Here is a 12800-nt window from a genome sequence, read left to right on the forward strand (position 1 = left end):
GCAGGCCGGAATACATTGTTACACCGTCCGGCGGGCAAACTCTTTAACTTTGAAGCCCAGTACCGCCAGTGCAGCAAAGTACGCAGCAATCCCCGCCAGCACGACCGCCATTAAACGCAGTAAGCGCCAGGGCATGGTACCCAATGACCACTCCGGCATGATATGTAACATACCTAAAAGCACACCAGACATCACCAGTACCGCCACCACCAGACGCAACAGAAACGCCATCCAGCCAGGTTGCGGGGTAAAGATTTTCTGCTTACGCAACTGCCAGTAAAGCAGCGAAGCATTCAGACACGCCGCCAGACCAATAGAAAGTGACAGCCCGGCATGTTTCAACGGACCAATAAACGCCAGGTTCATCAATTGCGTTAAAATCAGCGTAACGATGGCAATTTTCACTGGCGTTTTAATGTCCTGGCGGGAATAAAAGCCAGGAGCCAACACTTTCACTACAATCAGGCCAATCAAACCCACCGAGTAGGCAATTAACGCCCGCTGGGTCATCAGCGCATCAAAGGCGGTAAATTTACCGTACTGAAACAGCGAAACGGTCAACGGACCTGAAAGAATGCCCAACGCAACCGCACTCGGCAGCGCCAACAGGAAACAAAGACGCAGCCCCCAGTCCATCAAACGGTTGTATTCATCATGATTGCCACTGGCAAAACTTTTCGACAGCGACGGCAGCAAAATGGTGCCAAGCGCCACGCCCAGTACACCGGACGGAAACTCCATTAAGCGGTCGGCGTAATACATCCAAGACACCGAACCGGAAGCAAGAAACGAGGCAAAAATGGTGTTGATGATTAAGGAGATCTGACTCACAGAGACGCCAAGGATTGCCGGTCCCATCTGTTTCACCACGCGCATTGCTCCGGCATCGTGGAAGTTAATGCGCGGCAGGACCAGCATGCCGATCTTCTTCAGGTGCGGTAGCTGATACACCAGCTGCAGGACGCCGCCGACCGTAACAGCCCACGCCAGCGCCAGCACCGGTGGGTTAAAGTACGGTGCGGCAAACAGCGCGAAACCAATCATGCTGATGTTAAGCAGTGTTGGAGCAAACGCCGGAATCGAGAAGCGGTTCCACGTATTCAGAATCGCTCCCACCAGCGACGCCAGGGAGATCAGCAAGATATAGGGAAAGGTAATCTTTAGTAGCTGGCTGGTCAGGGCAAATTTGTCAGCTGTGTCAGCGAAGCCTGGCGCGGTCACCATGATCACCCACGGTGCGGCGAGCATGCCAGCGACCGTCACAACCGCCAGCGCAAGTGTCAGCAGGCCAGAAACATAAGAGACAAAGACCCGCGTGGCGTCTTCACCCTGCTTACTTTTATATTCCGCCAGAATCGGTACAAATGCCTGGGAAAATGCCCCTTCGGCAAAGATACGGCGTAACAAGTTAGGAAGTTTAAAAGCGACGAAAAAGGCGTCGGTTGCCATCCCTGCGCCAAAGATTCTGGCGACAATTGCGTCACGTGCGAAGCCAAGCACACGCGAAAACATGGTCATCGAGCTGACGGCGGCCAGCGATTTTAATAAATTCATCGGTGTTCTAATCCAGACCCACGGGCAAAACGCCTGCAAGGCAGGCGCTGAAAGAGGCGAATAGTCTACCTGGATTATGGTGAATTGCTACCGCCAGATGTTACAGGGTTTATTCACTCATCGCATCGCGCCAGATCTTGTCAACGATACGTTGCGCCAGCACTGCCTGTTCGCCGGCGGTTTGCGGAACTGTCTGATTTTGCACGCATTCAATGAAGTGCCGCGCACAGCCGACAAATCCACGTTGCTCAAGCGTACTCTGCCAACCAGGAATCGGTTTATTCACTACACCCTGCCCACGCTCCTCACGCCATTCGCGCATATCCGTAATGTCGATGAGCGCACCGTCAGTCACGGCCTGCACGGTTTCACGCTGGCTTCCGGCACGGCGATGCATACAGGTGGTGATCTGCAAAGGACCGGCCGAAAAATGGTGCTCGGCAAACAGCATTTCGCCAGCGTCGTTAGTCAGTAGCGTACCGCCATCCAGAGAGGCTTTGCCGCCCGACAACCACAGCGCGGTATCCACCACATGCAGATAATCATCCAGCAACGTGAAATAAAGATCGTGTGGCCCGACGCTATTGCTACGATGTTTATCCATTCTTAGCGAGGCTGCGGTGGCGAGTTGCGTTTTTAACTCACCGTAGAGTGGTGCGAAACGACGGTTAAAACCGACCATCAACGTTAGTTTTTTCCGCGCCGCCAGTTCCACCAGCCGTTCAGCATCGCGCAGATTTTCTGCCAGCGGTTTATCGACACAGACATGTACCCCCGCATTGAGTAACGTACTGACCACGTCAAAGTGGCTGGCGGTGCTGGAATGCACAAAAACCGCATCGCAACTGGCGGCAAGGCTGGATAACGAATCAGCATAAGGAATGCGCCAGCTGTCACAAATTGGCAAGGCTTTGGCGCGCGTAGGCGACCACGCACCTTGTAACGTCCAGTCAGACGCTGCCGCCAGCACCGGTAACCACGCTTTTTGCGCGATGCCGCCTAACCCCACTACGCCGATACGTAATTTTTTCACTTTAATCTCCCAGATGGGCCAGCAACGAATCAAGACGCTGTTTCAGTTCTGCCACTTCGATTTCCAGGGCTTCGACGCGTGCCTGTAAATCACCGTCAACCGCGTTCGACATATCCATCACCGCCGGCTGATCTTCAACCTCACCACTGAAAAGATGCATGTAGCGGCTTTCACGTTTACCCGGTTCGCGGGCCAGACGCACCACAAAAGGACCATCTTCGCGATTTGCCAGTTGTTCCAGCGTCGACTCCACTTCCGCCATATCGCTGAATTCATACATTCGCGCGGCGCGGCTGCGCAGTTCACCCGGCGTCTGGGCACCACGCAATAACAACGTGGTGATTAACGCCACTTCTGCGGCGCTCAGTTTCAGATCGCCAAATTCTGAATTACAAAAACGTTGTTCATATTTGGTGACCCGATTACCAAAGCCACTCACCGTGCGCAGATAATGGCGTTTGACCAGATTATCCAGTTGCTCCTGCACCTCGGATTCACTCAGATTCATGACCGGTTCACGGTTCGTTTTCTGATTACAGGCCGTGACTACACCATTGACTGAGAGCGGGTATTGCTCCGGCGTGGTCACCTGTTTTTCCAGCAAGCAACCAATCACGCGAGCTTCCAGGGCAGTAAGTTGATATTTCATGAGATTCTCCTTAGCGGCCGGGCGTCCAGTCTGGGGTAGTTAATGCCGTCAGTACGTGATCGCGCCATTGTCCATCAATCAACAGATAGTCTTTCGCATAGCCTTCTTTTTCAAAACCCAGTCGCGCCAGTAAATCACCGCTGCGTTTATTGTGCGGCATATAATTAGCCATAATGCGATGAATATGTTGGGTGCGCTGCATATAACGAATGGCTGCGCTCAGAGCTTCAAACATGAGTCCTTTGCCCTGCCATTTTTGCCCAATCGAATAACCGAGATAGCAGGCATGAAAAGAGCCGCGAACAACATTGGAAAAATTGGCAACGCCAATAATCTCTTTTTCGTCCGGGTCGAATAAGCCAAAGTAGAAAGCTGAACCTTGTTTATGAAATTCGTTAATCATCCCTAGCCTGGCCTGCCAGCCTGATGGATAACAGTGGCTTTCGTCGCGCACTGGCTCCCAGGGCTTGAGGAAATGGCGATTCTCTGCGTAATAATCCGCCAGACGCCAGGCATCACGATCATGCACCAGACGCACGACCAGTCGGTCTGTGGTTAAGCGCACTTTTGGCACGTTACTGCGATAGCCAAACATTCTATACCTACTCCTTCCCGTAACGTCTTTAATACGCTGTAAGTATTACTATACCTGCGCAACCAGACCCTGTGAAAAGTCCAGAATGCCATTTTCTGCATTATTCACATATTTGATAAAAACTCTCTATCAAAGCGACGTTTTGATAAAAAAATATTGTCCCCGAAGTGATGGGAAAAGTCTTAGCGGCAATGCAGAATAGAAAGTGCTCATCTTTTATTTCCCGGGAGGGGAAATGTCCCGCGTGTCGCAGGCGAGGAACCTGGGTAAATATTTCCTGCTCATCGATAATATGCTGGTCGTGCTGGGGTTCTTTGTTGTCTTCCCGCTGATCTCTATCCGCTTCGTTGATCAAATGGGCTGGGCCGCCGTCATGGTCGGTATTGCCCTCGGTCTACGCCAGTTTATTCAGCAAGGTCTGGGTATTTTCGGCGGCGCAATTGCCGACCGCTTTGGTGCCAAACCGATGATTGTCACCGGTATGCTGATGCGTGCCGCCGGATTCGCCACAATGGGTATCGCCCACGAACCGTGGCTACTGTGGTTTTCATGCCTGCTTTCGGGACTCGGCGGCACGTTGTTTGATCCTCCGCGTTCGGCGCTGGTGGTGAAATTAATCCGTCCACAGCAGCGTGGTCGTTTTTTCTCGCTGTTGATGATGCAGGACAGTGCCGGTGCGGTCATTGGCGCATTGTTGGGGAGCTGGCTGTTGCAATACGACTTTCGCCTGGTCTGCGCCACAGGGGCAGTTTTGTTTGTGCTGTGTGCAGCGTTCAATGCGTGGTTGTTACCGGCATGGAAACTCTCCACCGTGCGCACGCCCGTTCGCGAAGGCATGACCCGCGTGATGCGCGACAAGCGTTTTGTCACCTATGTCCTGACGCTGGCGGGTTACTACATGCTGGCTGTACAAGTGATGCTGATGCTGCCAATTATGGTCAACGACGTGGCTGGCGCGCCCTCTGCCGTTAAATGGATGTATGCCATTGAAGCGTGTCTGTCGTTAACGTTGCTCTACCCTATCGCCCGCTGGAGTGAAAAGCATTTTCGTCTGGAACACCGGTTAATGGCTGGGCTGTTGATAATGTCATTAAGCATGATGCCAGTAGGCATGGTCAGCGGCCTGCAACAACTTTTCACCCTGATTTGTCTGTTTTATATCGGGTCGATCATTGCCGAGCCTGCGCGTGAAACCTTAAGTGCTTCGCTGGCAGACGCAAGAGCTCGCGGCAGCTATATGGGGTTTAGCCGTCTGGGTCTGGCGATTGGCGGCGCTATTGGTTATATCGGTGGCGGCTGGCTGTTTGACCTGGGCAAATCGGCGCACCAGCCAGAGCTTCCGTGGATGATGCTGGGCATTATTGGCATCTTCACTTTCCTTGCGCTGGGTTGGCAGTTTAGCCAGAAACGCGCCGCGCGTCGTTTGCTTGAACGCGACGCCTGATTTGATACTCCCCCCTGACTCCTCCATACTGAAAGTGAACTGACAGCCAAATGGAGGAGTCACGTGAAGCTATACATTTACGATCACTGCCCTTACTGCCTCAAAGCCCGCATGATTTTCGGCCTGAAAAATATCCCCGTCGAATTACATGTTCTGCTCAACGACGACGCAGAAACACCCACCCGGATGGTCGGTCAAAAACAGGTTCCCATTCTGCAAAAAGATGACAGCCGCTATATGCCAGAAAGCATGGACATCGTTCACTATGTCGATAAACTCGACGGCAAACCGTTACTGACCGGCAAACGTTCCCCTGCCATTGAAGAGTGGCTGCGCAAGGTCAATGGCTACGCCAACAAACTGCTGTTGCCGCGTTTTGCCAAATCGGCATTTGATGAGTTTTCTACTCCTGCCGCGCGCAAATATTTCGTCGACAAGAAAGAGGCCAGCGCGGGTAATTTTGCCGACCTGCTGGCCCACTCTGACGGTCTGATTAAGAATATCAGCGATGATTTACGTGCGCTGGACAAACTGATCGTCAAACCGAACGCCGTGAATGGCGAACTTTCGGAAGATGATATTCAGCTATTTCCGCTCCTGCGTAATCTGACGCTAGTAGCCGGAATCAACTGGCCAAGCCGCGTTGCTGATTACCGCGATAATATGGCGAAACAGACACAAATCAATTTGTTATCATCAATGGCGATTTAATCCTGACCCGCCGCGGCAGCCTGTATTCGCGGGTTGCCGCCGTTTTCAGTTTTTTCTGCTGGCGCGTTTATCGCTGGTGACACATGCTGCGTTGTGTCAGGATATTGACGCAGATTTCATGTCGAGGACTACCATGAACAAGTTTTTATTTGCCGCTGCATTGATCGTCAGTGGCCTGCTCGTTGGCTGTAATCAACTCACCCAATACACCATCACCGAACAAGAAATTAACCAGTCGCTTGCGAAACATAATAATTTCTCAAAAGATATCGGTTTACCCGGCGTGGCTGACGCCCATATTGTTCTGACAAACCTGACCAGCCAAATTGGTCGCGAAGAGCCGAATAAGGTTACCCTAACCGGAGACGCCAATCTGGACATGAACTCCCTGTTCGGTAGCCAGAAAGCGACCATGAAACTGAAGCTGAAAGCGCTGCCCGTGTTTGATAAAGAAAAAGGCGCGATCTTCCTGAAAGAGATGGAAGTGGTCGATGCGACGGTACAACCGGAAAAAATGCAAACGGTGATGCAAACGTTGCTTCCCTATTTAAACCAGGCATTACGCAATTACTTTAACCAGCAACCTGCTTACGTCCTGCGCGAAGATGGCAGCCAGGGCGAAGCAATGGCGAAGAAACTGGCGAAAGGCATTGAAGTGAAGCCAGGCGAAATTGTCATTCCGTTTACTGATTAATCACGAGGGCGCATTCGCGCCCTTTATTTTTCGTGCAAAGGAAAACGTTTCCGCTTATCCTTTGTGTCCGGCAAAAACATCCCTTCAGCCGGAGCATAGAGATTAATGACTGCACCATCCCAGGTATTAAAGATCCGCCGCCCAGACGACTGGCACCTTCACCTCCGCGATGGCGACATGTTAAAAACTGTCGTGCCGTATACCAGCGAAATTTATGGACGGGCTATCGTAATGCCCAATCTGGCTCCGCCCGTGACCACCGTTGAGGCTGCCGTGGCGTATCGTCAGCGCATTCTTGACGCCGTACCTGCCGGGCACGATTTCACCCCGCTGATGACCTGTTATTTAACAGATTCGCTGGATCCGAATGAGCTGGAGCGCGGATTTAACGAAGGCGTGTTCACCGCTGCAAAACTTTATCCGGCAAACGCAACCACTAACTCCAGCCACGGCGTTACGTCAGTTGACGCAATCATGCCGGTACTTGAGCGCATGGAAAAAATCGGTATGCCACTACTGGTGCATGGTGAAGTAACACATGCAGATATCGACATTTTTGATCGTGAAGCGCGCTTTATAGAAAGCGTGATGGAACCGCTGCGCCAGCGCCTGACTGCACTGAAAGTCGTTTTTGAGCACATCACCACCAAAGACGCTGCCGACTATGTCCGTGACGGAAATGAACGGCTGGCTGCCACCATCACTCCACAGCATCTGATGTTTAACCGCAACCATATGCTGGTTGGTGGCGTGCGTCCGCACCTGTATTGTCTACCCATCCTCAAACGCAATATCCACCAACAGGCATTGCGTGAACTGGTCGCCAGCGGTTTTAATCGTGTATTCCTCGGAACGGATTCTGCGCCACATGCACGTCATCGCAAAGAGAGCAGCTGCGGCTGCGCGGGCTGTTTCAACGCCCCAACCGCGCTGGGCAGTTACGCTACCGTCTTTGAAGAGATGAATGCTTTGCAGTACTTTGAAGCATTCTGTTCTGTAAACGGCCCGCAGTTCTATGGCTTGCCGGTCAACGACACATTCATCGAACTGGTACGTGAAGAGCAACAGGTTGCTGAAAGCATCGCACTGACTGATGACACGCTGGTGCCATTCCTCGCCGGAGAAACGGTACGCTGGTCCGTTAAACAATAAAAATCGTAGCTTCCTGTTGTCATTAGGTTATTTTACCTGTATAAATAACCAGTATATTCAACAGGGGGCTATTATGCGAATTGAAGTCACCATAGCGAAAACTTCTCCATTGCCAGCTGGGGCTATTGACGCCCTGGCTGGCGAACTTTCCCGCCGTATTCAGTATGCGTTTCCTGATAATGAAGGCCACGTATCGGTACGTTATGCCGCAGCAAATAATTTATCGGTTATTGGCGCGACAAAAGAAGATAAACAGCGCATTAGCGAAATTCTCCAGGAAACGTGGGAAAGCGCCGATGACTGGTTTGTCAGCGAATAATATGCAGTGATTTTTGTTTTTGCCGGGTCGCCCCGGCTTTTTTATTTTACTTGCGAATTGTGAGTACAAAATTTCTACACTTCCTCAAAATAATTGCACAATATGCTAAAAAAATATGAATGACATGCTGTTTTATTGTTCATATAAATCTTAAAAGCAGAAATTTATCTGCTCCCCCCTTTAAAAATTCGGTGAATACCCTTACTTATTGGTATACTGAAGTTGCTTCAGATAAAAACGCATTGAACCTCGAATAACGTTGTCTAGTAACACGAATTAGGGGGCCATGATGGAAAAAAATAATGAAGTCATTCAGACTCATCCGCTCGTAGGGTGGGACATCAGCACCGTTGATAGCTATGATGCGCTGATGTTGCGTTTGCACTACCAGACCCCAAATAAGTCCGAGCAGGAAGGGACTGAAGTTGGTCAGACGCTCTGGTTAACCACTGATGTTGCCAGACAATTTATTTCGATATTAGAAGCAGGAATCGCCAAAATTGAATCCGGTGATTTCCAGGTAAACGAGTATCGGCGTCATTAACATGACATGACCATCCACCCAAAAGGCACCTCACCGGTGCCTTTACCATTTCTGGGTTGTATATCTGCATTCAGTTAATTACTCTGCTTAAACCATGAGAGCAGAGAGAAAAAAATGAAATACGATCTCATCATTATTGGCAGCGGTTCCGTAGGCGCTGCCGCCGGGTATTATGCAACCCGCGCCGGTTTAAACGTGCTAATGACCGACGCCCATATGCCACCGCATCAACACGGCAGCCACCACGGCGATACGCGATTAATTCGCCATGCTTATGGTGAAGGCGAAAAGTATGTCCCGCTGGTCCTCCGCGCGCAAATGCTGTGGGATGAACTTTCCCGCCACAACGAAGATGATCCCATTTTTGTACGCTCTGGTGTCATTAACCTCGGTCCGGCTGACTCCGCATTTCTCGCCAACGTCGCCCACAGCGCCGAACAGTGGCAACTCAACGTTGAAAAGCTCGACGCGCAAGGGATTATGGCCCGCTGGCCAGAAATACGCGTCCCGGACAACTACATCGGTTTATTTGAAACTGATTCCGGTTTTTTGCGCAGCGAACTGGCGATTAAAACCTGGATCCAACTGGCGAAGGAAGCGGGCTGTGCGCAGCTGTTCAACTGCCCGGTCACCGCAATTCGTCATGACGATGATGGCGTAACTATTGAAACGGCTGACGGTGAGTATCAGGCGAAAAAAGCGATTGTCTGCGCGGGAACATGGGTAAAAGACCTACTCCCGGAGCTGCCTGTCCAGCCCGTACGCAAAGTATTTGCCTGGTATCAGGCCGATGGTCGCTATAGCGTGAAGAATAAATTCCCGGCGTTTACCGGTGAACTGCCCAATGGCGATCAATATTATGGTTTTCCGGCAGAAAACGACGCGTTGAAGATTGGCAAACATAACGGAGGCCAGGTTATCCATTCAGCGGATGAACGTGTTCCGTTTGCGGAAGTGGTCAGCGATGGTTCGGAAGCCTTCCCGTTCTTGCGCAATGTGTTGCCGGGTATCGGTTGCTGCCTGTACGGCGCTGCCTGCACCTATGATAATTCGCCTGACGAAGATTTTATTATCGATACCCTACCCGGCCACGATAATACACTGCTCATTACCGGCCTGAGTGGGCACGGTTTTAAATTTGCGTCAGTTTTAGGGGAAATAGCTGCCGATTTTGCGCAAGACAAAAAAAGCGATTTTGATTTGACGCCATTCAGGCTTTCCCGCTTCCAATAATCATCATTACGGCCTCCAGAATGAGGCCGTTTTTACAGGAGTATTTAATGCGTCGACTGTTGCACTATCTCATCAATAATATTCGCGAGCATCTGATGCTTTATCTTTTTCTCTGGGGATTGTTGGCAATTATGGATCTGATCTATGTGTTTTATTTTTAGTTTTCCGCACTGACATAAACTGACAAATATTTAATCTCCCTTTCATTTAGCGTGAAAAATTGAATGAGATTCTTCCTGCCTCTACAGCACTCACTAGACCTTCCAGATGCTGAACCCACTAAACTTATGAAGATTCTTTCATTATTAATTCAAAATTATTGAAATAGAAATAAATATCATTCAATTTGTTATTTTTGTGTTGCAATTCATTCTCCGACACGCCATTTTCTTTCTCTCGCAAATTCGTTTTGGATGCACTTATGTCATTCACAAATACCCCTGAACGCTATGGTGTTATATCTGCGGCCTTACATTGGCTAAGCGCAATTATTGTCTATGGCATGTTTGCTTTAGGTCTGTGGATGGTCACGCTCAGTTATTACGATGGCTGGTACCACCAGGCACCGGAACTGCATAAAAGCATCGGCATTTTGTTAATGATGGGGCTGGTTATTCGCGTTCTGTGGCGTGTCATATCTCCACCGCCGGGTCCGCTGCCGAGTTATTCGCCCATGACTCGTCTTGCAGCAAAAGCTGGACATCTCGCATTGTACCTATTGCTGTTCGCCATCGGCATCAGCGGCTATCTGATCTCAACTGCCGATGGTAAACCGATCAGCGTTTTTGGCTGGTTTGACGTCCCCGCGACCCTCTCCGACGCTGGCGCACAGGCTGACTTTGCCGGTGCCCTGCATTTTTGGCTCGCGTGGAGCGTTGTAGTACTGTCCGTTATGCACGGATTTATGGCCCTGAAGCATCATTTCATCGATAAAGACGACACTCTGAAGCGCATGCTGGGAAAGTCGTCATCTGACTATGGAGTATAAAAAATGAAAAAAAGTCTGCTTGGTTTAACCTTCGCTTCCTTGATGTTCTCTGCCGGTTCAGCGGTTGCCGCCGATTACAAAATTGACAAAGAAGGTCAGCACGCCTTTGTTAACTTCCGAATCCAGCATCTTGGCTATAGCTGGTTATATGGCACCTTCAAAGATTTCGACGGTACTTTTACCTTTGATGAAAAAAATCCAGCTGCCGATAAAGTGAATGTGACAATTAACACCACCAGCGTCGATACTAATCACGCCGAACGCGATAAACATCTTCGCAGTGCGGATTTCCTCAATACCGCAAAATATCCACAGGCAACATTCACCTCCACCAGCGTGAAGAAAGACGGTGACGAACTGGATATTACCGGCGATCTGACGCTGAATGGTGTAACCAAGCCCGTCACACTGGAAGCGAAATTAATTGGTCAGGGTGACGACCCGTGGGGCGGTAAACGTGCAGGCTTTGAGGCCGAAGGCAAAATTAAGCTCAAAGACTTCAATATCAAGACAGATTTAGGTCCAGCGTCTCAGGAAGTGGATCTGATTATTTCAGTGGAAGGCGTACAGCAGAAGTAAGAGTGAAATGTTGCCGGATGGCACGCATCCGGCAATGATATTTATTCTGTTGGATCAGGAATGCCCAGTGTTGTATTCAGACGTCCACGAGACTTATTAAAGATCTTATTGCCATTTTCACGTCCTGCCCGACGGCGTCGCTGTTCATCTGGCGGTAACGCGCTTTCTTCGCAGCAAATCTCACTACAACAACCTTTGTATTTTTCCGCACATACTGGACACTGAATAAACAACAGATGGCAGCCATCATTTTTACAGTTGGTATGGCTGTCGCACGGCGCACCGCACTGGTGGCAGTGCGCGATAATCTCATCAGATATACGTTCGCCCATCCGCTCGTCAAAAACAAAATTTTTGCCAATAAAACGCACCGGCAAGCCCTGCTCGCGCGCCTTACGGGCGTATTCAATAACTCCACCCTCGATATGCCAGACTTTGTTGAATCCGTTATGTTTCATCCAGGCACTGGCCTTTTCACAACGAATGCCGCCGGTGCAGTACATAACGATTTTTTTATCTTTATGTGCCTGCATCATCTCAACTGCTTTTGGCAGCTGCTCACGGAAGGTATCTGCCGGTATTTCCAGCGCGTTTTCAAAGTGCCCCACTTCATACTCATAGTGGTTACGCATGTCGATAAACAATGCATCGGGATCGTCAAGCATGGCGTTCACTTCCGCCGCTTGCAGATACTCACCCACATTGCTGGCATCAAAGTGAGGATCGTCAATACCGTCGGCAACAATGCGATCGCGTACCTTCATACGCAGTACCCAGAAGGATTTCCCGTCATCATCCAACGCGATATTCAGGCGTAAACCCTCTAAAGCCGGGTCGAAGGCATAGAGCTGCGCGCGAAATGTTTCAACATTGCTCGCAGGTACGCTGATTTGCGCGTTAATGCCCTCATGCGCCAGATACACTCGCCCAAAAACATTCAGCGCGGTAAACAGTTGATATAAAGCGTCACGGGTCACCTTAGGATCGGCAATGTGGAAATACTTATAAAACGAAATGGTGGTTCGCGGTTCGCTCTCAGCCAACATTTTGGCTTTTAACGCGTCGTTGGAAATGCGGTTGTGTAACACTGGCATGGTGTACGGTTCCTGCGAGATGGGAAAGTAAAAATCCGCGGCATGATATAGCAATTATCGATAATTAACATCCACACATTTTACGCTACATTTTAGCATTAAAAATTATTTGTTATTTACAAGCGCGGCAATTTCGCCCAGTCTTCAGTCACAAATTTTGGTTGCGGACGAAAAAATGCGACAATACATACAATTGCCCGTATAGGTTGAA

General features: G+C 50.0%; 15 protein-coding genes. 10 read left to right on the forward strand and 5 right to left on the reverse strand.

The annotated features are described in order from the left end of the window. Window positions 1–18: 18 nt before the first annotated feature. The 4 genes from murJ to rimJ form a co-directional block, all read right to left on the reverse strand. Entirely contained in the window at window positions 19–1554 is a 1536-nt protein-coding gene (gene murJ, locus EAS44_RS15615) for a murein biosynthesis integral membrane protein MurJ (RefSeq protein WP_001050683.1), read from the reverse strand. 109 nt (window positions 1555–1663) lie between these two features. Beyond that, window positions 1664–2587, reverse strand: a complete 924-nt coding sequence (gene yceM, locus EAS44_RS15620; RefSeq protein ID WP_000736139.1) for a Gfo/Idh/MocA family protein — start codon at window positions 2585–2587, stop codon at window positions 1664–1666. 1 nt (window position 2588) lies between these two features. Further along, window positions 2589–3236: a YceH family protein gene (yceH, locus tag EAS44_RS15625; RefSeq protein ID WP_000877109.1), complete on the reverse strand. Its 648-nt coding sequence runs from the start codon at window positions 3234–3236 to the stop codon at window positions 2589–2591. 10 nt (window positions 3237–3246) lie between these two features. After that, on the reverse strand, window positions 3247–3831 hold the full coding sequence (rimJ, locus tag EAS44_RS15630; protein ID WP_000468182.1) for a ribosomal protein S5-alanine N-acetyltransferase: 585 nt from the start codon (window positions 3829–3831) through the stop codon (window positions 3247–3249). A gap of 235 nt (window positions 3832–4066) precedes the next feature. Between rimJ and mdtH the strand changes: the two genes are divergently transcribed. The 10 genes from mdtH to yceI all read left to right on the forward strand — a co-directional run bounded on the left by mdtH (window position 4067) and on the right by yceI (window position 11495). Further along, on the forward strand, window positions 4067–5275 hold the full coding sequence (mdtH, locus tag EAS44_RS15635) for a multidrug efflux MFS transporter MdtH (protein WP_000092206.1): 1209 nt from the start codon (window positions 4067–4069) through the stop codon (window positions 5273–5275). A 63-nt stretch (window positions 5276–5338) separates the two neighbouring features. Further along, window positions 5339–5986 carry a glutaredoxin 2 gene (gene grxB, locus EAS44_RS15640; protein WP_000780912.1) on the forward strand — a complete coding sequence of 216 codons (648 nt, stop codon included), beginning with the start codon at window positions 5339–5341 and terminating at the stop codon, window positions 5984–5986. 133 nt (window positions 5987–6119) lie between these two features. After that, window positions 6120–6680: a lipoprotein gene (gene yceB / locus EAS44_RS15645; RefSeq protein WP_001295443.1), complete on the forward strand. Its 561-nt coding sequence runs from the start codon at window positions 6120–6122 to the stop codon at window positions 6678–6680. Between the two features lie 105 nt (window positions 6681–6785). After that, the gene (gene pyrC, locus EAS44_RS15650; RefSeq protein WP_000126545.1) at window positions 6786–7832 is read left to right on the forward strand and encodes a dihydroorotase; all 1047 of its coding nucleotides are present in this window, start codon (window positions 6786–6788) and stop codon (window positions 7830–7832) included. 73 nt (window positions 7833–7905) lie between these two features. Further along, a complete protein-coding gene (dinI, locus tag EAS44_RS15655) occupies window positions 7906–8151 on the forward strand; it encodes a DNA damage-inducible protein I (protein WP_001217754.1) in 246 nt (81 codons plus the stop codon). Between the two features lie 289 nt (window positions 8152–8440). Continuing rightward, window positions 8441–8695, forward strand: a complete 255-nt coding sequence (gene bssS, locus EAS44_RS15660; protein WP_000414438.1) for a biofilm formation regulator BssS — start codon at window positions 8441–8443, stop codon at window positions 8693–8695. Between the two features lie 114 nt (window positions 8696–8809). Continuing rightward, complete coding sequence (gene solA / locus EAS44_RS15665) at window positions 8810–9928, forward strand: N-methyl-L-tryptophan oxidase (RefSeq protein WP_000872794.1); 1119 nt, start codon at window positions 8810–8812, stop codon at window positions 9926–9928. A gap of 47 nt (window positions 9929–9975) precedes the next feature. Continuing rightward, complete coding sequence (locus tag EAS44_RS15670; protein ID WP_001253418.1) at window positions 9976–10089, forward strand: YceO family protein; 114 nt, start codon at window positions 9976–9978, stop codon at window positions 10087–10089. A 260-nt stretch (window positions 10090–10349) separates the two neighbouring features. Next, window positions 10350–10916, forward strand: a complete 567-nt coding sequence (gene yceJ / locus EAS44_RS15675; RefSeq protein WP_000011132.1) for a cytochrome b — start codon at window positions 10350–10352, stop codon at window positions 10914–10916. A 3-nt stretch (window positions 10917–10919) separates the two neighbouring features. After that, complete coding sequence (gene yceI, locus EAS44_RS15680; RefSeq protein WP_000749261.1) at window positions 10920–11495, forward strand: YceI family protein; 576 nt, start codon at window positions 10920–10922, stop codon at window positions 11493–11495. Between the two features lie 41 nt (window positions 11496–11536). Here yceI and trhO read toward each other — a convergent pair whose 3' ends face one another. After that, window positions 11537–12589, reverse strand: a complete 1053-nt coding sequence (gene trhO, locus EAS44_RS15685; protein WP_001331937.1) for a rhodanese-related sulfurtransferase — start codon at window positions 12587–12589, stop codon at window positions 11537–11539. Between the last annotated feature and the right edge of the window lie 211 nt (window positions 12590–12800).

Source organism: Escherichia coli DSM 30083 = JCM 1649 = ATCC 11775 (assembly GCF_003697165.2).
In the GTDB taxonomy this organism is placed as follows: Bacteria; Pseudomonadota; Gammaproteobacteria; order Enterobacterales; family Enterobacteriaceae; genus Escherichia; species Escherichia coli.

Bases quoted from the DNA above. Each gene is read 5' to 3' on its own strand.
- dinI (WP_001217754.1), top strand. From the start codon at position 7,906: ATGCGAATTGAAGTCACCATAGCGAAAACTTCTCCATTGCCAGCTGGG.
- bssS (WP_000414438.1), top strand. From the start codon at position 8,441: ATGGAAAAAAATAATGAAGTCATTCAGACTCATCCGCTCGTAGGGTGG.
- pyrC (WP_000126545.1), top strand. From the start codon at position 6,786: ATGACTGCACCATCCCAGGTATTAAAGATCCGCCGCCCAGACGACTGG.
- mdtH (WP_000092206.1), top strand. From the start codon at position 4,067: ATGTCCCGCGTGTCGCAGGCGAGGAACCTGGGTAAATATTTCCTGCTC.
- yceB (WP_001295443.1), top strand. From the start codon at position 6,120: ATGAACAAGTTTTTATTTGCCGCTGCATTGATCGTCAGTGGCCTGCTC.
- trhO (WP_001331937.1), bottom strand. From the start codon at position 12,589: ATGCCAGTGTTACACAACCGCATTTCCAACGACGCGTTAAAAGCCAAA.
- rimJ (WP_000468182.1), bottom strand. From the start codon at position 3,831: ATGTTTGGCTATCGCAGTAACGTGCCAAAAGTGCGCTTAACCACAGAC.
- solA (WP_000872794.1), top strand. From the start codon at position 8,810: ATGAAATACGATCTCATCATTATTGGCAGCGGTTCCGTAGGCGCTGCC.
- yceI (WP_000749261.1), top strand. From the start codon at position 10,920: ATGAAAAAAAGTCTGCTTGGTTTAACCTTCGCTTCCTTGATGTTCTCT.
- murJ (WP_001050683.1), bottom strand. From the start codon at position 1,554: ATGAATTTATTAAAATCGCTGGCCGCCGTCAGCTCGATGACCATGTTT.
- yceJ (WP_000011132.1), top strand. From the start codon at position 10,350: ATGTCATTCACAAATACCCCTGAACGCTATGGTGTTATATCTGCGGCC.
- EAS44_RS15670 (WP_001253418.1), top strand. From the start codon at position 9,976: ATGCGTCGACTGTTGCACTATCTCATCAATAATATTCGCGAGCATCTG.
- yceH (WP_000877109.1), bottom strand. From the start codon at position 3,236: ATGAAATATCAACTTACTGCCCTGGAAGCTCGCGTGATTGGTTGCTTG.